The sequence below is a fragment of the Pantanalinema rosaneae CENA516 genome (genome assembly GCF_050753385.1).
In the GTDB taxonomy this organism is placed as follows: Bacteria; Cyanobacteriota; Cyanobacteriia; order Leptolyngbyales; family Leptolyngbyaceae; genus Pantanalinema; species Pantanalinema rosaneae.
In genome coordinates this window covers 19,545-39,082 of record NZ_JBLZFZ010000066.1, presented here as the reverse complement: position 1 = coordinate 39,082, position 19,538 = coordinate 19,545, and the positions used below count along the sequence as shown (strand labels likewise).

Here is a 19,538-nt window from a genome sequence, read left to right as displayed (position 1 = left end):
AGATGTGTATAAGAGACAGCCACTCCCCACTCCCCACCTCCCCTACATGGATCACCTCAACTTCCTATCCGACTATCTTGCGGCTAGCCTACGCCTATCGGTGCCCCTAATGTTTGCCGCCTTAGGGGGACTGTATTCCGAGCGATCGGGGGTGTTGAATATTGCCCTGGAAGGCATGGTGCTGACGGGAGCATTTACCAGTGCGGCGGTGACCTTTCTGACGGGTAATCCCTGGTTGGGAGTCCTGGCTGCGTTTGGGGCGGGTGGCTTGGTAGGCTTACTTCATGCCTATCTCAGTGTGACCTTGCGGGTTGATCAATTGGTGTCTGGGTTAGCGATCAATCTCTCAGTCGCCGGACTGACCGCCTTTATGTCCCGCCTGGTGTTTAGTCGTGAAGTCACCCAGCGCTTACCCGGAATTGCCCCGATCGCCCTACCCGGACTGAACCAGATTCCCCTGCTGGGCAAGCTTTTGTTTGAGCAGGATGCCCTGGTATATTTACTCCTCATTTTGATCCCGGTTAGCACGTATGTACTGTTTCATACCAGTCTGGGATTAACGCTGCGGGCGGTGGGCGAATATCCCAGAGCTGCCGATACGGCGGGAATTCGGGTGGGGTGGGTGCGCTATCTCAGTGTCAGCCTCAGTGGTAGTCTGGCGGCATTAGGGGGAGCTTATTTAGCGCTGGTACATATTAAGTTTTTTACGGAGGGGATGAGTGCTGGGAAGGGCTTTATTGCTCTGGCTGCCCTGATTTTTGGTCGTTGGCATCCCGTTTATACGGCGATGGCATGTCTATTATTTGGCGCGACTGAAGCCTTACAACTCCGCATCCAGGCATTTAATCTCCGTATACCCTATCAATTTTTATTGATGTTGCCCTATGCGATCGCGCTGCTGGCGATGGTGGGGTTAGCTGGAAAATCGACGGCTCCGGCGGCGTTAGGCATTCCCTATGTCAAAGAAAGCACAGAAGACTAAAATTGCCAAAATCTGACCTATTTCGGATTGTGTCAAGCTTATGCCACATTGCAAACTGTTCTAAATTCGCTTGAGTCATTGGGTGATTTATGAAATATCGTTTACTAAATTCCTGCATCCGACGCGATTTCCTCAAGGAGGCGACTGTGATGAAGTATCTACCGACGGCGTTAATCCTGTTGACTGGTGTCATAGCAACGGCTGTACCGACGATCGCTCAGGAGTTGAGTCCCTCCCCTGCCGTTCAGACTCAGCCGCCAGTCACTCCCAATACCTTATTACTAACCGAACCTGCTTCGGTGCGACGATCGGGAACATTGGCGCAACCCCGTACCTCCCCCTTTGATCCCAACGACCTGGATTCGGTAGCCGGATCGATGCAGGTCAGACCCCAGCGCCCCCAGAATCCCTTACCATCGATCATTCCGGACGAATTTATGCCCAAACAGGCTCCCCAACCTGCTCCGATCAATCCGATCGATTACTTTCAACCCCCGGGGCCTGAGTCCGGCTTACGGCTGACTGTTCCGACCGATTGATTGGATCATTCACCTTTAAGGTTTTTCCAGCTTGCGATCGGGGCAGACGGGTATTGATCGCTAATCGATAGAAATGATTGAAGCGGGTTGACTCTGCCCAATCCGGTAATGTTGCTTGGCGTTGTCTGGTAAAAACTTTTTGAAAGTCTGTGCTGGGAGAGCCTGTGATCGGGTCACGGGTAGGGACAATGCAGCGCTGGCAGGGGTTAATGCCGTCAAACTGCACATCGCCAATGTGAAATGACACGGCAGTCCCAGCCTGACCAAATAACTGATCTTCCCAAAAGGCGATCGTGTCCGCGATCTCCAGGTTTGTCCGAAATCGTTGCCGCACATTGCCTAGCGTTAGTTCGGGAAACCAATGGGTCACGGTTTCCAGGGTCGCTGTGCTAATTAAGGTGGGTCCTGGTGAATCTGTGTCATCCGGGAAGCCCATCTCTGGGTTTTGAATCAGATGAACGGCAAATCCAAAGTCATCACTCAGCCAGGTTTCCAGGTGCGATCGCTCGGTATCCAGATGAAAGCATTCCTGTTGTTCAGTCCCTTCTCGCCGGAGGCTGACGGTACGAGCCGCTAGATCAAAGCTGGCACGAATGTGATGGATGGCGGCGGTACGTTTGCCGTTGATCACCCTGCCCTGCTGATCGACGATCGCAAACTCCCGATCGCCCTGCAATGCCCCACTGGGCAAAATAGTTGCTTGGGGAACGGCGATCCCATCCAGTGACTTAATCGGATAGAGAAAAATTTGAGCTAAATAGGGCATGGGCTGAGACTAGAGGCGATCGCGGTTGCTCCAGTCTACAAGCTCTCTGACCGCAATGGCTTCAAGAACTGCTCAAGCGCTTGAGATAGTCCCATCCTCGTTGGGGCCAGACATGCTTCCGTCCAGTTTTTTCCGCGATCCACTGGGCAACTTTTGGGCCCGACCAAGCTCCTCCATCCGGGGCTGGCTGTTGCAAGATGGTTTGCAGTTCCTGTTGTTGTTCGGGGGTAAGGAGCGATCGGGCAGAGGGTTGGCGTTGCTGGTTACGGTTCTTGATGGCGATCGGTCCCTCGCGGTTATAGCGCTGGACAATTTCTTTGGCATAGTCGTAGTTGAGATCCACGGCTTGCGCGGCTTGTTTAATCGTCCAGTTTTGGGCAACCAGATGTAACAATTGCCAGCGACGGGCTTCGGTCGTGTCATTCGCCTGTCGATAATAAGTTTTCAGTTGTTTGACCGTCAGATACGGTTCGAGTTTGGCTTTTGGTGGCATACCGCTTTTACCCTTGAATCGCCTGCATCAACGGTGTGACCTCCCGCAGGTAAGTCCCGGGGTTGAGGTCAATTGGCAACCGGATTGGGGGCGAGTCAGGGGCAATAGTGGTCTGAGTAGGGGAATCTGTCACGATCGCGATCTGAGTTTGGGTTTGAAGCTGATGTTTTTCGGTGTACTCCCGAATTTTTGTCTGGGCAACCGCATAGGTGCGAGTGGTAGATGGAATTTGCCGGAGAAAGCTAATGGCTCCTAAAAAATCACCTAACTCGGCGCGATTAAACGCTTTTTGCAGCATCACCTCCGCCCGGATTTGCTGTTTATGGGTATATTCAGCAATCTTTTGTTGAGCTAAGGGATGAATCGGGCTTTGGGTAGGAATCTGTTGAAGAAAGGCGAGGGCGGCGGTAAAGTGGCGCTGTTGTGCCTGGTCATAGGCGTGTTGCAACGATCGACGGGCGGCTTGCTGTTCCTGCTGCCATTGGGCGATCGTCTGTTGGGCAGAGGGGTGGGCGCTACTTTCAGGGGCAATCGCCTGCACTAACTGCATGGCTTCACTCAGTCGTCCTGCCTGGTAGTGTTGCACTGCCGCTTCCAGGGTCTGAGTATCGTTCCAGGCGGCATCGGTATTTAACAGGCTCAAGCCACTTGCACTTACGGTAAGCGCCACGGCTAATCCAGCGCCTAGGTGTAACGAAGCGGCGATCGTCTTTCCAGAGGGGGGCAGAGAGCTATCTGCATCAGGTTCTGGCTGGAGAAGATCCGCATCTAGTCTGGGAGGGTTTTCGGGATCAAAGCGAGGTAAATCTAAATCATCTTCTGGATCAAACTCATCCAGAACGGTCGCGATCCCATCCAGCCCATCCTCCAGATCCGTCCAGGTCAGGCAGAACTCGGTATCATCGGTAGTTGCCCAAGGATCGGGGAAGTCGGTGGTTGGGAGGTCTAGGTCGGTGTCCTGGGGGAATGGCGGTATAGTTAGTCCTGGAATCGTGATCGTGGTGATGTCTGGACGACTGGGTGCCGCCGATCGCAGCGGTAGATTATTGATCAGGGGCTGAAGGTCTGCCAACACTGCGATCGCGGTCGGATAGCGGTGGCTGGCATCGTCACAGACCATGCGGTCGAGCAAAGCAATCAACCCTGGATTGGACTGGTAGATGGCGGGGGCAAGCTGATCGTGCCAACGAATCGTTTGGGTGACTGGATCAGGGGCAAATTGGGTTGGATCAACGCCAGTCAGGGCTTGAATTGCCATCATCCCGATCGCATAGACATCGCTAGCCGGACTGGGTAAACCCCAATGGTGTTCGGGGGGATGGTAGGGATGGCTCGGGGAGGAATGACAGGGAACTGATTGCCCTAATAGTTCTAATAAAATCTGTTGGGAGCGGCGCAGTTGCTCAAAGCCAATCACAACCAGTTGGCGATCGGATTGCCGAATTAAGTTATCGGGTTTGAGGTTGCCATGCCAGCACCCCTGTTGATGGACGGTGGCTAACGGTTCCAGAATGTCTAACAGCAGTTGACTCACCTGCTCCGTTGTCCAGGGTTGCCGGGGAGCTAGCTCAAACGTTAATGGGTGTCCATGGATAAACTCCTGCACACTGTAGAAGCCATACTCGGTTTCAAAGTACGCTAACAGTGAGGGAATTTGGGGATGGCGACCCAATTGTTCCAGCAGGCTGGCGGCATGGGTAAGATGTGGTCGCCCGATCGCAGGATAAGCGGCAATGTCGGGAATGGGTTTCACGTATTGGATGACGCATTCCGGTTGGCTAGGACGATGTAAATCTTGAGCCAGATAGGTTCGTCCCCAGGCGCGGCTCGCCAAAATTTGAATCACCTGGTAGCGCCCATCCAAAGGCTTTTCCAGGTCAAGATCACTTACTTCAGTCGGCAATCCTACCGTTAACATTCCTCATACTCCCGGCAACATTCCAGATACAGCCGTCCTGGCTCATGGGTAATTGAGACAGTCGTGAACAAAGGGTTATGACAGGTGCGTGTTCACACTTGATTGGGGATCGCTGTATGCACCGTGCTAACTTTTTCACGCGCGGCTATGGCTCTCCGGAACAAGTTCTGGGTTCCTAACGACTCTTCATCTAAGGGGCAAGTGATCTGACGATCGCGCTGTCTCCTCAACATCGACTCGTTTGCCCTCCCTGCATAATTTCGTGCGGGGAGGGTATGGGTCTGGTAAATTTCCGGCAAAAGTACGGATAAGAACCGCAAAAACTATGAACTTTTCATGAGTTAAACCATAACTTTATGGAATCTTTAGCCATTTCCGTGAAATCCCGGATTACGCTTGGATCAGATAAATATGAGGGCGTGTCTACGAGGTTAACCAGATTGATTTGAATCCTAATCCTGATCTTCTTGGAGGTGCTATGCGTCAAGGAAAGCTGATTTCACTCACAGGAGCGATCGCCATCCTTGCGATTGGCTGTGCATCCCCTCCGTCTGCCCTCGAAACCTCACAGGCCGCCCGAGAGTTAGCGGCGAGGGAACAGGTGCAGTCGATGTTATTCGATCAACAAACGCACTTTCTGACGGCGAATTCCTTCTCCGGTTCCCTGAAAAAAACCGATGTCGCGGCGACCCCCTTAGAAACCCAGAGTTATCGCTTCAAAATTCAACTGCACTCTGGCAATCCCCAGCGCGTGTCAGTAACGGCGATCGCGAAGGAGCCTACCCTCCGGAGCTTCACGGGGGCTGTATTTGCCATGCCATCCGAACAGGGTAAGATCACCATCTCGCAAATTTGTGCGACGACCACTCCTTCGACCGAACCTGTGCCGATTCCTGCCGCACCGACCAACCTCCGGGAAGAGGTGAAGTGCCCAGAAGGGTCGCGATCGCTGTCGGCTCTACTTGCCCAACGGCAAGGCTGGCGGTTGGAGTAATCATCACACTTTGCGAATGCCTAAACCGGGGTAATGGTTGGGAATAACGCGACCATGCTGAAAGCTTGCCCCGATAAAGGGATCATCCACCAAATTGAGATGACTATCTAAGTCCAGGTAGTCGGCTAAGGGGGATAAATGCGCCAGGGCGGTATTGAGGAGCGAACTATCCGAATAACAGCCAAACATAACTTTTAAGCCACAGGCACGGGCGGTATGAATCATGCGCATCGCTTCAGTTAACCCCCCTGCCTTCATCAGCTTAATGTTGATGCCGTGAACCCGATCGGCAAGGGGCAGAATATCGTAGCTAGTGAAACAACTTTCATCGACAAAAATTGGCAAGGGGGAAGCGCGATAGAGTGCGGATAGATCGCCCTCCTGACCTTTGGCTAATGGTTGTTCGATATAGGTTACTCCCTGTTCTGCCAACCAATCTGCCATCTTGAGAGCTTCTGCCAATTCCCAGCCCCCATTGGCATCGACACTAATTTGGGTGATGTGGGGAGCCGCCGATCGCACCGCTTGCAACATAGCTTGATCCGCCGCAATGCCTTCGGGACTGCCCAGTTTTACCTTTAAGGCTTGAATGCCTTGAAACGGTAGAGCCACGGTTCCCCGTCCTAACCAATCCCATACCCGTTGTTGGGCAATGTCCGGCGGATTAATCCCGATCGTCACGGAGGTCGGCACAATCCGATCGAGGTCTAACCCCCAGAGTTGCCACAAAGGCAGATTAGCGTATTTCCCTGCCCAATCCTGTAATGCTACATCCAGGGCGGCTCTGGCTCCCGACAGAATCCGGTTTTCGGCTAAGAGACGATCGATGCGCTGACGTTCTAAGGGACTGAGGGCTTTTAACAGGGGAGCAATGGTTTGTAGTGAGCGCGCGATCGCCTCGGTGGTTTGGGGTTGTTCGCCGATCGAGAAGGGTGAGGCTTCCCCCCAACCTCGAATGCCCTCATGTTCCACCTCAACCCAAACATTGGTGGTTTGAGCAGTTGTGCCACGACTAATGGTGAGGGCAAAGCGTTTATGAACAGTAAAAGTAGCAATCCGCAGTTGCATGAAACCCTCAGAATGAAGACGCACGTTTGCAGTGTAGTATCATTCGGAATTTTCTTCTCCAAGGACAGTCGCTAAACTGGCACAGGTTTTAATTTACAAATTCGGGTCAGGGTCGTAAAGTATACCTAGTGTGAGGAGCAATTAGAGCAGATTAGCCTTTGGGGTCGAAACACGGAAAGACTCCCAGAGGCTAATTTTTTAGTGATCTGACCAATGTAGCTGCGCAGTCAGATTGCTAGGATAGGGGGTCGGTGGCATCGGGGGATTCCTCAAAGGCACAGGTGGCAATTTGCGGCGCTAGGGTCATCAGTGACATCAACGTGAGTTCCACTAGCTCGATATACGCTTCGATATCGACCTGGTTATTCAATAACATCATGCGGTACTGATGTTTGATTTGCGCCAGCTTTTTCATCGCTTCATCCGGATTGGTTTGTAACTTGGCTTGCCAGTCATCCAGCAGCAGCAAGGTATCCATCACCAGTTTTTTATGCTGTTCGTCCAGCAAACTCCGGCATTGATCGGTAAATAACTGCGTCTTTTGCTGGATTTGCCCATACACTTCCGGCGACACTGCCCCACTGATAAACTGGAGACGGTGTTCTTGCTTCAGTTCTTCGATGCCAGTTAATGCCTCTTGGGCATGGTTAGGTAACAATTCCATTAATTCGGTAATCCGCTTCGAGGTGGTACCGACCAGTTTCTTGGAACGTTCCCGTCGCCATTGCCGCAAAGCCAGACCAATGCCACTACTGGCGAGCAAAATAAAGACTCCTGCCTGGAGATCGTTGTTATTTTCCCAATAGCGAATCCAGGCATCGCGGGGATCACCCTGGTCATATACCGTTTGTGCCGCCGGATGGATATAGAACAAGCCTCTTTGCAGCAGCGATCGCGCCTCTCCGGTGAGTAACTCTGGGTAAAACTGAGCATAGCGCCGGGACGTAGATAGCACTGCCCAGGTGAGCAATTCCACTTTTTGCCGACTGACTCCTGGACGGGTGACGAGTACCGTTGCCGTAGAAAAGGTGGGAATGGGCTGGGGAGGGATAGCTGGACGCACACTATACGTGCCTATGGGAATCTCGGCAGACTGGTAGGAACCGGGTTCCATGATGGTCAGGTAGTTGACCAGGCTGGGTTGAATGGGGAGTAATTGCAGACTGGGGGAGGTCAGGAACCCTTGCCGTAATGTTTCGTTAGCCCCCATACTACCGACGTAAATCATGGCATCCAGTCGCCGATCGATCAGTTGCTGCAAGGCTTGATCAATGCTGGCATCCTCTGTCCGCACTTGTAGTCGTGCGGCTTGCAGTAAATGTTCAGCCGTGTAGCGAATGCCACTGCCTGGACTGCCGATCGCGACCCGCTTCCCCTGAAGATCGGTCGTCGATTGCAAGCGAGAGCCCGCATGAGTAATCACATGCACATGTTCATTGGCTAATAGCGCGATCGCCTGCACTTTTCCCTCATGCATGGCGGAACTGGCAACATCCAGTTGTACTAGGGCAAAGTCTGCCTGCCCGGTCAGGAGATATTGAAGATTTTGCTGCGTTCCCTGGGAGGAAAGATTTTGCACTGCCATGCCGACACTGGCTTGGGCTGATTCATCCAGTTGTTGCCCCAGGCGATTGTAGTACCCTCCCGGTATGCCACTGGCAAGGGTGACGTTTTTCGACTGAGAACTGCAACTGCTTAAGGTGACGAGCAGTAGCAAACCAACGGTCAGGCGAGTTATGCCCATGTTGTAGATAAGATGCGATCGTGAGTCTTAGCTCACCTTAGCCTGGAATGGTGCTACTGCAAGTCGGGTTCAATGCCGAGCGATCGCAATTGTTCGATTAACCGTTCGGCGCGTTGGCGTTCTTGTTCAGCCCGTTGCCGTTCCTGTTCAGCCCGTTGCCGTTCCTGCTCAGCGCGTTGGCGTTCTTGTTGAACTTGCTGCTGTTCTAGTTCAAGTTGTTCAACGGGGGTAGGGAGCCAGTTTCCGGCAGCATCGTACCAGCGTAACCAGTGTCCGGTGATCTGCTGATAGTCTCCTTGCCAGATGCCAATTCCTAATTCGGCATCAGGGAGCCACAGGCGATCGTTCTCTAAGGTTAACTGCCGATAGCGACTACCATCGAGTTGAAACACTCGCAGGTCATAGCTATAGCGATCGAAAACAATGTAGTAAGGAATTCGCAGGATGCGTTCGTAAACTTCCCATTTGGTCGGTGGTTGTTCTGCATCCCGTAGGGTTTGCCCCAGATCTTCTTTTTCTGTCCCTGGTGACAGGAGTTCCACTATGATCAGGGGACTGATGCCTTCTTGCCAGACGACATAGCTCAACCGTAACTCTTGCTGGTCATATAAGCGAGGCACACCTAACACCGCAAACCAATCGGGACGCTTGTACCACAGAGGGTGACGCGGATCGTAGTAAAGGTTCAGATCACTGGCAATACAAATTTGCTCAACCGGGTAGTTGGGCGGACGGAAGGTTTCCCGCAGCAATTGCGGTTGCAAGTAGTGAAACTCGTCGGGCAACCCTGGCTCCTCGGGATCTTCGCTGGGAAGATCGTACATGGTAGGGAGCACTTCTCGCGGCGATCGCGGCGGATCGGTTTGTTGGTACATCAGCAGAATGCGACAACGATAGATCTGGCATTCTCCTATGGTAGCGATCCGCCTGACTGATTCGACTATTCGCTGACTTCTTCCGATTTTTCCGGCTTGAGCAGTGGGAAGGCGATCACATCCCGGATACTGGCAGCATCGGTCAGCAACATCACCAGGCGATCGATGCCGATTCCTAACCCTCCGGTGGGCGGCATCCCATGTTCCAGAGCGGTGAGGAAATCTTCATCAACTCCGTGAGCCTCTAAATCGCCAGCGGCTTTCCGGGCAGATTGAGCTTCGAGCCGTTGCCGTTGATCGAGGGGATCGGTTAACTCCGAGAAACTATTGGCGGTTTCACGTCCGACCACGAATAACTCAAACCGTTCTACTAATCCTGGCTTAGAGCGATGGGGTTTGGCGAGGGGCGAAATTTCCACCGGATAATCGACCACAAAGGTGGGTTGAATCAGAGTTTCTTCCACCTTTTGTTCAAAGGCTTCGTTGAGTAGCTTACCGATCGATTCACAGTCGTCAATCTCCTGAAGTCCGGCTTGCTTGGCAGCCGCTTTGGCTTCCTCCAGAGTCTTGAAGCTAGCGAACTCTAATCCCGTCGCTTCTTTAACCAGATCATGCATTGTCACCCGTCGCCAGGGGGGAGTCAGATCGATCGCCGTTCCCTGATAGCTGATTTGCAACGTCCCCAGCACTTCCTGGGCGGCATAGGTGACGATCGCTTCCGTCAGCGCCATCATGTCCTGATAGTCGGCGTATGCCTGGTAAACTTCGATCGTCGTGAATTCGGGATTGTGGCGGGTGGAAACGCCTTCGTTACGGAAGATCCGCCCCAGTTCAAACACCTTCTCGAAGCCGCCGACAATCAGCCGCTTCAGGTGTAACTCGGTGGCGATCCGCAGGTACAACTCCATTTCCAGGGTGTTGTGGTAGGTGATGAAGGGACGCGCTTCGGCACCGCCTGCCTCGGTCATTAAGACTGGAGTTTCAATTTCAATAAAGCCCTGTTGATCCAGATAACGCCGAATTGCCGCTGTGATCAATGCCCGTCGTCGGAAGGTTTCCCGCACCTCCGGATTGACAATCAAATCCACATAGCGCTGGCGATACCGTTTAGCGATATCCGTTAAGCCATGCCACTTGTCCGGTAAGGGCAGTAGAGATTTAGTCAGCATGGCGTACTCGGTGACATAGACCGACAGTTCACCCTTCTCCGTCCGCTTGATCGTGCCCTTAGCACCAATAATGTCACCCGCATCCGTCAGTTGCTTCAGTTGATCGAAGGCTTCCGGCTGATCGACCATGCTGGTCTGAATTCGGCTTTTTTCCAGGTAAAGCTGAATTGTGCCCGTCTCATCTTGCAGAGTGAAGAAAGCTAACTTGCCAAATACGCGCCGCGCCATAATCCGACCCGCAACGGCAACCTCAATCTGCACTTCTTCACCACTCGGGAGATCGGCAAATTTGGTTTGTAGGTCAGCCGCATGATGGGTGCTTTCCCAACGGTAGGCGTAGGGAGTAATGCCAGCCTGCTTTAACTGCTGGACTTTCTGCAAGCGGACTGCCCGGAGATCTTCTTCAGCCATGAGGGTTCCTGTGGGTCAACTGTGGGATGACTGCGCGATCGCAGTGCCCATGCAACAAAACGACAAACTTCCATTATAGGGAGGAGTCTGTAGTTTTGTTGCTACCACTTGAGTAGTTAAGAGGGTGTTTGAAAAGTCATAATCATTACCTGAACTGCCCCCCTAGCCCCCCTTTCTACGATGCCGTCAGGCTATATTCTGGGGGGAGCCGGATTCAAAGTCCCCCAGAATTGGGGGATTTAGGGGGCTAATGCAATCGCTTTGATACTTTTAAAACATCCTCTAAGACAATTGCTCTAGCCAACCGGCTAAGTCGATCGCCAGTTTTTGTCCCAGTTCCAACAGCAGCCGCAGGTGAACTAGCTTCAGGGTCGCAGTGGGTTTGCCTAAAACAGTGAATTCTTGCTGGATCGCGTTGAGTTTGTGCTGGCATTGGGGCACGATCCAGCGCTGGAATTGTTGCAGATACAGTTCCTGGGCAGCGGCGAGAGAGATATTCAGATGAATCTCTTGTCCAAGCTGGATTAAGCGTTCTAAACGGTGAATTTCTGCCTGCAAGGTATCGGGATTAAATTGGTGCAGCAAATTCCACAGCGATCGCACAATCACCCGTTCCAGAATTTGCTTGGCTTCCGGGACATTCAAATGGGCATGGAGGTGTTTGGCTTCCGTGGCGATCGCTTCTAGTTCTGCTAGATGACTCAATCCTAATTGACTGGCATCTTCAGCCGTGGGATCACTACTTTCCTGTTCTAATGCCCGGATTGACATCAGGACACGATGGCTGAGGGCAACTTCTGCCGCCACCTGGAGTTCCTGGGGGACAGGTAATTCATCCCGGTGGAATGCCATCAAGACCCCGTAGTTGTCGCGGTAGACCTGCGAATAGAGCTGATCCAAACGGGTGAGGGTGCCCTGAGTCAGCAGGTGCATGATCCGATGGCGTTCTTCATCAAACAAGCTTTGCAGGTTGTAGGATTGGTTGCCAAAGATTTGATTCATGCCCAGAATCACCTGAGCCGCACTGGCTTGCTTTAATGCTTCAAACAGCTTGTCTTTCGTCTGGGTATAATTCCGGCGACCGGAGAAGGGATGAATGCAACAATGGAAATCCCAGCCGCCTAAGTGCAGGACAGCAAACACCAAATTCACACTTTCCTGCGTAATTTCGGAGACGAGTTGCAATTGCCCGATCGCCAGAGTCAATGACCCCATACGTTGAAGCTGGTAGTCGAGTTGGTGGGCGATGTAGCAATAAATCCGTTGTTCACGGGAATGGGTGGCAAACAGGGAACTAATCGCGTAGTGCGCCGCCACCTGTTCCATGCTGATTTGGGCGGGAGTCACCAGTTGGCGATAGACTTCTGCCCCATGCTTGAAGCAGTCGATATTACTGGGAGCCTGTCCCAACCGCCGGACAAAGCCTTTTTCCAAACTGTGCCCTGTGACTTCGCTGGCTAATTCCAATGCTCTCGCCGCATACCGGAGAATTTGCACACCTTCGGGACGGGACAGTTCCTCAAAGAACCAGCCACAACTGGTATACATCAGTAAGGTATGGCGCTGCATTTCCAGTAACCGTAGGGCATCCACCCGATCGCCGTTGGTTAACTTACGGGTTTGGTGACGGGCGAAGAAGCGATCGACGTTGGCTGGACTGCGATCGCGAACGACCTGAATATATTCGTCTCGGGCTAACCACGGATCACGAAATAGCTTACTACCAGCGTCTTCATAGACCTTGATCAGTTGATCCCGGAGCCAATCCAGGGCATCCCGTAAGGGTCGCCGCCATTGTTGATGCCAGAGACTCCCTTCGCCGCCGCAACCACAATCCTCTTGCCAGCGTCCCACCCCATGACTGCAACTCCAGGCTGTCACGGGTTTGAGTTCGACTTCCCAGGTGGGCTGACTCAGGGATAAATAATGGGCGAAGTTCGTCACCGTCCAACCGCGATTGGTAAACTCATGGGCAAAGGCGTAGGCTAAGCACTTTTCAGTGCCGCCTTTGTGATGCCCAAAGGTTTCGCCATCGGTCGCCACGGCAATGATCTGAGCCGGACGATGATCCCCGCGAATGGCTTGCCCTAACCGACTGGCAAAATGCTGGGAATTACTCAGGGCGGAGTCATCAAAGCCCATATCACGGGAAATGGGACCGTCATAAAAGAAGATGTCGATAGACTGCGATCGCGCCTCTCCATCCAAGAAACACCGATAGGGACGGGTGGGATCAATTTGATTGCCACCGACTTCATGCCAGTCATGCTGCGGGTGATCCGGGGTCGGGATAGGACGACAACGTTGGGCTTGCGAGGGAGCCAGAATAATAAACTTAATTCCTTCCTGCACCAAAGCGGCTAGGGTTGGGTAATCGACGGCGGTTTCGGCTAACCACATCCCTTCGGGATTGCGTCCGAAGCGGGAATGGAAGTCGGCTTTGCCCCAGCGAATTTGGGTGAGTTTGTCGCGATCGTTGGCTAAGGGCAGAATGATGTGGTTATAGACCTGGGCGATCGCATTCCCGTGACCATAGAGACGCTGACAACTGTTGCGATCGGCTTCCAGAATCCGCTGGTAGGTTTCGACATCATGCCGTTCCAGCCAGTTAAGTAGCGTCGCCCCCATGTTGAAGCTGAGAAACTCATAGTTATTGATGATCCCCATCACTTCTTCGCGATCGTTGACCACGCGAGCAAAGGCGTTGGGGCGATAACATTCATGATGAATCCGTTCATTCCAGTCATGAAATGGGGCAGCGCTGGGTTGCCGTTCGATCGCGTCCAGATAGGGATTCTCCCGAGGTGGCTGGTAGAAATGCCCATGTACCGTGATGTAAACTCCCTGAGCCGTTTGCAGGGGATTGGCGGTTGCCTCGATCGGGGAACTGAGTTGTGGGGTGTCAGCCTGATCAGGACGGACAAATAAGTTGGGATCAACGGTTTGCAGATCTGCAAACGGCTCAAATGATTGCATGTCGGGAGTAGAAGTCATAGATGAGAACTATCCAAGAAATAGGGCAACGCGATCGAACAGACCCAACTACTGAGTTGAGCGATAAAACCAACGATTTAGAGGGAAAAATCCTGAAACAAGGGCAGTATCCTGGTACAGGCTAATAGCCAGTTACGCATGCAACTATTAGCTGTGGGTGATTCAAAATCCGTCTATTTAAACCAAATCAGCATAGGATGCTAAGAGAAAATGTCTTAAGGTAGGGTCTTGCTAACAATTAAACAGTGATTGGAAATTCTTGGTTTTGATAGAGATTTACCTTACATGATTCAATCGCGATCCCCAGTTTTACTGACCTATTCATTAAGGGATCACAACAAGACTTTGCGATTGATAAAGTAAGCGTAACTTTCCGTAATAGAAAGACGATCGTGTGAAATAGATGTTTTGGTCATAATGAATTAGCTTCAGTCAAAAAGAACAATTTCACTCGCAGAGCATTACGGAATACTGCTGTTGGATCTCCAGTTCCACATCTACGTAACTTCATCATCATGCCGTTTGGAAAATATCTTCTCTCCAGTTTGTTGATCTTTATTCCCATCTCGATCGCCGCTCAATATTTGGGCTGGGGATCGTTAGTGGTGTTTATTACGTCCGGTTTAGCGATCGTGCCCCTCGCGGCTTGGATGGGCACTGCCACTGAAGAAATTGCGGTGGTGGTAGGACCTTCCCTCGGTGGTTTGCTCAATGCCACCTTTGGCAATGCGACGGAATTGATTATTGCCCTGGTTGCCCTGAATGCTGGACTGATTGATGTGGTCAAAGCCAGCTTAACCGGGTCGATCGTTGGCAATCTGTTGTTGGTGATGGGCTTATCCATGTTCTTAGGGGGGCTACGCTATAAGGAACAAGAGTTCCAGCCGATCGTCGCCCGAGTGAATGCCTCCTCCATGAACCTGGCTGTGATTGCCATCCTGTTACCTACCGCCGCAAATTATGCCGCTAAGTTCCCGATTCCTGAAGCTACGATTCAGAGCCTTTCGGTGGCTGTAGCGCTGGTTCTGATTGCGGTCTATGGCTTGACGTTACTATTTTCCATGAAAACTCATACCTACCTGTATGACGCAGGCGTTGCCCAACAAGAGTTGGATAGTCTGGCAGAGGAAAATCTGGCAGATGGAGATTCGTCAACCCATAAAGTGAATTTATGGCTATGGGTAGGGATACTGTTAGCCGCCACCCTATTTGTGGCTGTAGAGTCAGAATTACTGGTGGAATCGTTGGAAGAAGCAACGGAACATTTAGGATTAACAGCACTGTTTACGGGGGTGATTCTGCTGCCAATCATTGGTAACGCGGCGGAACATGCGACCGCAGTCACGGTGGCGATGAAAGACAAAATGGATCTCTCTGTTTCTGTGGCGGTGGGATCCAGCTTGCAAATTGCCCTGTTCGTTGCTCCGGTGCTGGTGATTGCAGGTTGGTTGCTCGGTCAGCCGATGGATCTCAATTTCAATCCGTTTGAGTTAGTGGCGGTGATGGTGGCTGTCCTGATTACCAATTCCATTAGTTCGGATGGGCGATCGAATTGGTTAGAAGGCATCCTGTTACTGGCAGCATATATTGTCCTGGCACTGGCGTTCTATTTTCAACCGACCATGTAATCTGAACCCTGCTACGCTTGGCAACCACAAAAAAGGGGTCTGGTATCTGCCAGCCCCTTTGCTATATAGACATTGCTAATGCGAAAAATTCAGGGTGCGATCGGTTTATTGTGGGCACATCCCCAGGTTGCTGTACCCTGTTCCAGCAAATCCATTAGAAACCCAACCTGTTCTCGGTTGTACGATTTCTACCCATTCCCGACCTTCGGAATCCCGTCGCCGGGTGGCTGGATCAGTGGTCAGTTCCAGTCTGCCATTCATAGCAATCCCACCCAGGTTGTTGGAGAAGCGGTTCGGCTCGGAACGAATCACCAGTCCGTCATTGGGATAGATGACCCGACGACATCTGCTGCCGGTGACTGGGGGTTTAGTGCCACCCGTGTCACAGTTGGTATTAAGATAGCGAGCTTGTACCAATCCGGTGGTGGGGGAACTAATCCCAATTAAGCCACCGGAGCCATTATCCGACAGAATCACCACAGTACCAGCCGGGAGGCTACCAGTGGGTTGCACGTTTTCACCTCTAGATGGATAAACATCAACCCGTTGATTGGTGCGACGACATTGCCCAGCGAGATCCTGTGCCATGCCTGGGACGCTGACCAGCGTTGCCGCGATCGCAGCCCCAGCCATAACCACCATTGATTGACCTAGGCCATGATGTTTCATAGTTTCACTCCTCACGAACTCTTAAAAACAGGTCTGAGAGCTACTTTGACATTCCTTCTGCCTTGAGTATGCCATGCAATCCCCTAAAAGGATCCTGGCATTCTCGCAAAAACTTCGATGGCATAAATAGGCTTGAACCTGCCACCTTGGCTACTGTTCCGTCAGGAAAATTCTAACGGGTTGCAGACTTTCAAAATTGAACCCGTTAAATTTAATTTGACAAACCGCCAGGTATCATGGGGTAACTCCTCCAGGGAAGTTATCAGATGACTGTGGCTAGCGACAAGTCGTTAAGTTAGCCCGTCCCGGATAGCCGTTGGATACCCAACCCGCTACAGGTTGTGAAATTTCTACCCAGTTGCGTCCATCTGCCCCCCGGTTCACGGTGGCGGGATCGGCGGTGAGTTGTACCCGTTCTCCAAACCCTACCCCACCGGCTCTGGCGGAGTTCATAGTGGGCGATCGCCGAATCACTAAGCCCTCTGGTGGAAAGGCAACCTGACGACACCGACTGCCTGTAGCGACTGGAGGCGTTGTACCTGTACCACTGCTGCCGCCACATCCTTTTAAGTTAGAAGCAGGGACAAAACCATTCATGGGGCTACTAATACCGATCAGACCATTGGCTCCGTTATCTGACAAGGTGACTCTAGTATTCGCCGGTAGTGTGTCCACGGGTTTAGGAGCGGTGCCACCGCGCGTTTCATACACAGGGGTTGCCTGGTTGGTCTGCCGACATTGCCCAATTAGTTGAGCCAGTTGCATGGGTTGAGCGGTTGGGGGTACGGCGACGCTGGGGCTAATGCCAGTAACAGCGATCGATAGACCTGCGAAAATCTGGAGCGATCGACTCCAAATCGGTGTTGCCATAATTTGATACTCCTCACTGGCAGCAAGGGTTTGACCTTGCAAGATGGTTAAAATCGAGTATCACATGGAAGCTCCAATTCTCTGTGAACCAACCGGATTTACTTAATATACTTTGCTTAACATTTTACAGATCAGGTTAACTCTGGCAGGCTAAATCCAGATTTATGACCAGCCATATAGACGAAGATGATTAAAGTTCACAGTATCTACACCCTGGCTTTGCAGGTAAACCCCTAACTTGAGATCATCCGTTAATACCAAATACCGATTCTTCGCAAACAATAAAATGCCACAATCAGTCAATCCAAACTAAGTAAATCGCTCACAGCTACTAGCTGTTTTGCTCTCAATATCCGTCATACTTTGCGGATTTTCATCGCTTCTACTTCAACCGTTTCTGAGTTAATCCTAAAAATCTTGTAATCCCTATGGATCCAAGAATCTCTAGACCAAGTGGCATTTTGGTTCTGGCAGGAGCCTCAAACCCTAAAGTAATCAGCCAGAATTTACGATCGTCTGACAATTCAACTTCTTCTAACCTTAGATCTTGTAGCTGGTTGCCGATCATATCTTGAATTGAATCAAAGTATTCATACGCAGCTTTGACCGCTGTCTTTAAATCAATCATTGGTTTTGCGAACTATGAATTAAACAACTGCCAATAGTAGCGACGACGGATTGGGCGATCGCAGGTAAATCGTAGCCACCTTCTAAGCCAAATAGAATTCGGGACGTAATTTGTAAACAGTATTTGGTCAAAATACCGTAATCTTCAGGTTGCAACAAAATGTGGGAAAGTGGGTCAGCCTGGTTGGCATCATACCCGGCACTGACGATTAATAAATCGGGTTGAAATGCCGTTAGAAAAGGAATGACTTGTTGTTCAAATGCCAGTTCATATTCCGCCACCGTACTGCCAGATTTCATCGGTACATTCAAAACATTGTCATGGTGTCCCCGTTCGGTGGCTCTGCCTGTCCCCGGATACTGCGGCGATTCATGCAGAGAACAATAGGCAATTTGTGCATGACTTTCGACGATCGCCTGAGTGCCATTACCATGATGCACATCCCAATCGAGAATCCCAACTCGCTCAATTCCTGGCTGTTGTAAGGCATAGTCCGCCGCGATCGCCGCATTGTTGAAAATGCAAAACCCCATACCAACCTCTCGCAGTGCATGGTGTCCCGGTGGTCGAGCCAGTACAAATGCTGGGGAATTGGTTTGTAAGACGCGATCGACTCCATCTAACCAGGCACTCACCGCCAGTAATGCCACCTCATAGCTCCGGGGCGAAATGGGCGTATCACCATCTAAATAACCACCCCCCCGATTCGCCAGATGCCGGATTCCCTGAACATATTTAGAGGCATGGATGCGCAACACATTATTGATCACCGATCGCTGGTCGGCGGGAGTGGGAGCTTGCCACTCTAACTGGTCTGCCCAGGCAGTAGCATGTAAGGCGGCTTTGATCGCGGTTAACCGCTCGGGTTTTTCGGGATGATAGTAGCCCGTATCATGCAAAAGAAATTCATCTGAATAGATAATCGGTAACTTGGGTGGCATCAACGACGCTGACTCCTTGGCGTTTAACTTGCCAGAATTTCTGACTATGAAAAAAATAGCTTTAACCGCTATCGCGATCATGGCAGATCGTTCCTGTCCATTGCTATAGGTTTGGCAAAACCTGAGACAAGCGGTAGCAGACCAGGAGCGATCGCCTATAGTGGGATGTCGATTCATGCCAGCCGACTGTTATGACCATGATCGTTCAGTCTCTAACGAAAGAATTTCAACACTGTGAAGCTTTGGTGCGGGCAAATCCGAAGAATCCTAGAGCTTATATTGAGCGGGGAATGGCTCACTTCAAACTGGCTCAAATTCCGGAGTCATTGCGCGATTTTGATTATGCGACGCAGCTAGATGCTAATTTGATACCTTACCTGTGGCAACGGGGATTATCGCTTTACTATGCCGATCGCTTTACCGAAGCCGCCAATCAATTTGAGCTAGATCTGACGGTGAATGGTCGGGATATTGAAGAAACTATCTGGCTCTATCTCTGTATTGCCCGCTTAGAAGGAGGGGATGTGGCTCGGAATCGCTTAGTCCGAACGGTCTATCCGGTCAGACAAGATCCGCGATCGTTCATGCAAAGTATTTATGACTTTTATGCCGGAGCCTGTGATCTGGATGAGGTGTTAGCAGAGGGCAGGCAGTCCGATCGGGCGATGTTCTATAGCCACCTATATTTGGGCTTGTACTACGAAGTGATGGCAGATGTGGCTCAAGCGCAGTTTTATCTGATGCTGGCTGCCGAGCAATTTCCATTACCGGACTATATGTGGCATCTTGCCTGTGTCCATAAACAATTGCGAGGATGGACAACGTCGTCAGGCAACTAGATGCTAAGGA

17 protein-coding genes are annotated in these 19,538 nt (G+C 51.5%); 5 read left to right on the top strand and 12 right to left on the bottom strand.

Going from position 1 to position 19,538, the window contains the following annotated elements; translation table 11 throughout:
• Positions 1–982: ABC transporter permease (locus ACN4EK_RS27075; protein WP_431661424.1), on the top strand; the 982-nt coding region annotated here is incomplete at its 5' end.
• 146 nt (positions 983–1,128) lie between these two features.
• Positions 1,129–1,521, top strand: coding sequence for a hypothetical protein (locus ACN4EK_RS27070; protein ID WP_431661423.1), 393 nt, complete (start codon positions 1,129–1,131; stop codon positions 1,519–1,521).
• On the opposite strand, the gene ACN4EK_RS27065 is transcribed toward ACN4EK_RS27070, so the two are convergent.
• The 3 genes from ACN4EK_RS27065 to ACN4EK_RS27055 form a co-directional block, all read right to left on the bottom strand.
• On the bottom strand, positions 1,451–2,287 hold the full coding sequence (locus ACN4EK_RS27065) for an MOSC domain-containing protein (protein WP_431661422.1): 837 nt from the start codon (positions 2,285–2,287) through the stop codon (positions 1,451–1,453). The two genes, ACN4EK_RS27070 and ACN4EK_RS27065, sit on opposite strands and share 71 nt — an antisense overlap.
• Before the next feature lie 61 nt (positions 2,288–2,348).
• Positions 2,349–2,780 (bottom strand): helix-turn-helix domain-containing protein, encoded by a 432-nt coding sequence (locus ACN4EK_RS27060; RefSeq protein WP_431661421.1) that lies wholly within the window; start codon positions 2,778–2,780, stop codon positions 2,349–2,351.
• A gap of 7 nt (positions 2,781–2,787) precedes the next feature.
• On the bottom strand, positions 2,788–4,698 hold the full coding sequence (locus tag ACN4EK_RS27055; protein WP_431661420.1) for a protein kinase domain-containing protein: 1,911 nt from the start codon (positions 4,696–4,698) through the stop codon (positions 2,788–2,790).
• A 478-nt stretch (positions 4,699–5,176) separates the two neighbouring features.
• Here ACN4EK_RS27055 and ACN4EK_RS27050 point away from each other — a divergent pair, with 478 nt between their 5' ends.
• Positions 5,177–5,692, top strand: a complete 516-nt coding sequence (locus tag ACN4EK_RS27050; protein ID WP_431661419.1) for a type IV pilin-like G/H family protein — start codon at positions 5,177–5,179, stop codon at positions 5,690–5,692.
• Positions 5,693–5,695: 3 nt separating this feature from the next.
• Here the strand turns inward: ACN4EK_RS27050 and ACN4EK_RS27045 are convergent, their stop codons facing one another.
• From ACN4EK_RS27045 to ACN4EK_RS27025, 5 genes are all read right to left on the bottom strand, one after another.
• Positions 5,696–6,760 (bottom strand): dipeptide epimerase, encoded by a 1,065-nt coding sequence (locus ACN4EK_RS27045; protein WP_431661417.1) that lies wholly within the window; start codon positions 6,758–6,760, stop codon positions 5,696–5,698.
• A gap of 235 nt (positions 6,761–6,995) precedes the next feature.
• Complete coding sequence (locus tag ACN4EK_RS27040; protein ID WP_431661416.1) at positions 6,996–8,504, bottom strand: TAXI family TRAP transporter solute-binding subunit; 1,509 nt, start codon at positions 8,502–8,504, stop codon at positions 6,996–6,998.
• Between the two features lie 53 nt (positions 8,505–8,557).
• Positions 8,558–9,379 carry a Uma2 family endonuclease gene (locus tag ACN4EK_RS27035; RefSeq protein WP_431661415.1) on the bottom strand — a complete coding sequence of 274 codons (822 nt, stop codon included), beginning with the start codon at positions 9,377–9,379 and terminating at the stop codon, positions 8,558–8,560.
• Positions 9,380–9,444: 65 nt separating this feature from the next.
• Positions 9,445–10,959, bottom strand: coding sequence for a lysine--tRNA ligase (lysS, locus tag ACN4EK_RS27030; protein WP_431661414.1), 1,515 nt, complete (start codon positions 10,957–10,959; stop codon positions 9,445–9,447).
• A 282-nt stretch (positions 10,960–11,241) separates the two neighbouring features.
• Positions 11,242–13,953: a DUF3536 domain-containing protein gene (locus ACN4EK_RS27025; RefSeq protein ID WP_431661413.1), complete on the bottom strand. Its 2,712-nt coding sequence runs from the start codon at positions 13,951–13,953 to the stop codon at positions 11,242–11,244.
• A gap of 515 nt (positions 13,954–14,468) precedes the next feature.
• On the opposite strand from ACN4EK_RS27025, the gene cax reads away from it, so the two are divergent.
• Complete coding sequence (gene cax, locus ACN4EK_RS27020; RefSeq protein WP_431661412.1) at positions 14,469–15,581, top strand: calcium/proton exchanger; 1,113 nt, start codon at positions 14,469–14,471, stop codon at positions 15,579–15,581.
• 105 nt (positions 15,582–15,686) lie between these two features.
• Here cax and ACN4EK_RS27015 read toward each other — a convergent pair whose 3' ends face one another.
• From ACN4EK_RS27015 to ACN4EK_RS27000, 4 genes are all read right to left on the bottom strand, one after another.
• Complete coding sequence (locus ACN4EK_RS27015; RefSeq protein ID WP_431661411.1) at positions 15,687–16,250, bottom strand: SH3 domain-containing protein; 564 nt, start codon at positions 16,248–16,250, stop codon at positions 15,687–15,689.
• 276 nt (positions 16,251–16,526) lie between these two features.
• Positions 16,527–17,120, bottom strand: coding sequence for a hypothetical protein (locus tag ACN4EK_RS27010; RefSeq protein ID WP_431661410.1), 594 nt, complete (start codon positions 17,118–17,120; stop codon positions 16,527–16,529).
• A gap of 382 nt (positions 17,121–17,502) precedes the next feature.
• The gene (locus ACN4EK_RS27005) at positions 17,503–17,748 is read right to left on the bottom strand and encodes a hypothetical protein (protein WP_431661408.1); all 246 of its coding nucleotides are present in this window, start codon (positions 17,746–17,748) and stop codon (positions 17,503–17,505) included.
• Complete coding sequence (locus tag ACN4EK_RS27000) at positions 17,745–18,866, bottom strand: histone deacetylase family protein (RefSeq protein ID WP_431661407.1); 1,122 nt, start codon at positions 18,864–18,866, stop codon at positions 17,745–17,747. Before ACN4EK_RS27000 ends, ACN4EK_RS27005 begins: the two co-directional genes overlap by 4 nt.
• A gap of 14 nt (positions 18,867–18,880) precedes the next feature.
• On the opposite strand from ACN4EK_RS27000, the gene ACN4EK_RS26995 reads away from it, so the two are divergent.
• A complete protein-coding gene (locus ACN4EK_RS26995) occupies positions 18,881–19,528 on the top strand; it encodes a tetratricopeptide repeat protein (protein WP_431661406.1) in 648 nt (215 codons plus the stop codon).
• The last annotated feature ends 10 nt before the right edge of the window (positions 19,529–19,538 follow it).

What these genes read in the sequence shown, in the direction of transcription:
- ACN4EK_RS27065 (WP_431661422.1), bottom strand. Translation starts at nt 2,287, where the DNA reads ATGCCCTATTTAGCTCAAATTTTTCTCTATCCGATTAAGTCACTGGAT.
- ACN4EK_RS27060 (WP_431661421.1), bottom strand. Translation starts at nt 2,780, where the DNA reads ATGCCACCAAAAGCCAAACTCGAACCGTATCTGACGGTCAAACAACTG.
- ACN4EK_RS27055 (WP_431661420.1), bottom strand. Translation starts at nt 4,698, where the DNA reads ATGTTAACGGTAGGATTGCCGACTGAAGTAAGTGATCTTGACCTGGAA.
- ACN4EK_RS27050 (WP_431661419.1), top strand. Translation starts at nt 5,177, where the DNA reads ATGCGTCAAGGAAAGCTGATTTCACTCACAGGAGCGATCGCCATCCTT.
- ACN4EK_RS27045 (WP_431661417.1), bottom strand. Translation starts at nt 6,760, where the DNA reads ATGCAACTGCGGATTGCTACTTTTACTGTTCATAAACGCTTTGCCCTC.
- ACN4EK_RS27040 (WP_431661416.1), bottom strand. Translation starts at nt 8,504, where the DNA reads ATGGGCATAACTCGCCTGACCGTTGGTTTGCTACTGCTCGTCACCTTA.
- ACN4EK_RS27035 (WP_431661415.1), bottom strand. Translation starts at nt 9,379, where the DNA reads ATGTACCAACAAACCGATCCGCCGCGATCGCCGCGAGAAGTGCTCCCT.
- lysS (WP_431661414.1), bottom strand. Translation starts at nt 10,959, where the DNA reads ATGGCTGAAGAAGATCTCCGGGCAGTCCGCTTGCAGAAAGTCCAGCAG.
- ACN4EK_RS27025 (WP_431661413.1), bottom strand. Translation starts at nt 13,953, where the DNA reads ATGACTTCTACTCCCGACATGCAATCATTTGAGCCGTTTGCAGATCTG.
- cax (WP_431661412.1), top strand. Translation starts at nt 14,469, where the DNA reads ATGCCGTTTGGAAAATATCTTCTCTCCAGTTTGTTGATCTTTATTCCC.
- ACN4EK_RS27015 (WP_431661411.1), bottom strand. Translation starts at nt 16,250, where the DNA reads ATGAAACATCATGGCCTAGGTCAATCAATGGTGGTTATGGCTGGGGCT.
- ACN4EK_RS27010 (WP_431661410.1), bottom strand. Translation starts at nt 17,120, where the DNA reads ATGGCAACACCGATTTGGAGTCGATCGCTCCAGATTTTCGCAGGTCTA.
- ACN4EK_RS27005 (WP_431661408.1), bottom strand. Translation starts at nt 17,748, where the DNA reads ATGATTGATTTAAAGACAGCGGTCAAAGCTGCGTATGAATACTTTGAT.
- ACN4EK_RS27000 (WP_431661407.1), bottom strand. Translation starts at nt 18,866, where the DNA reads ATGAATCGACATCCCACTATAGGCGATCGCTCCTGGTCTGCTACCGCT.
- ACN4EK_RS26995 (WP_431661406.1), top strand. Translation starts at nt 18,881, where the DNA reads ATGACCATGATCGTTCAGTCTCTAACGAAAGAATTTCAACACTGTGAA.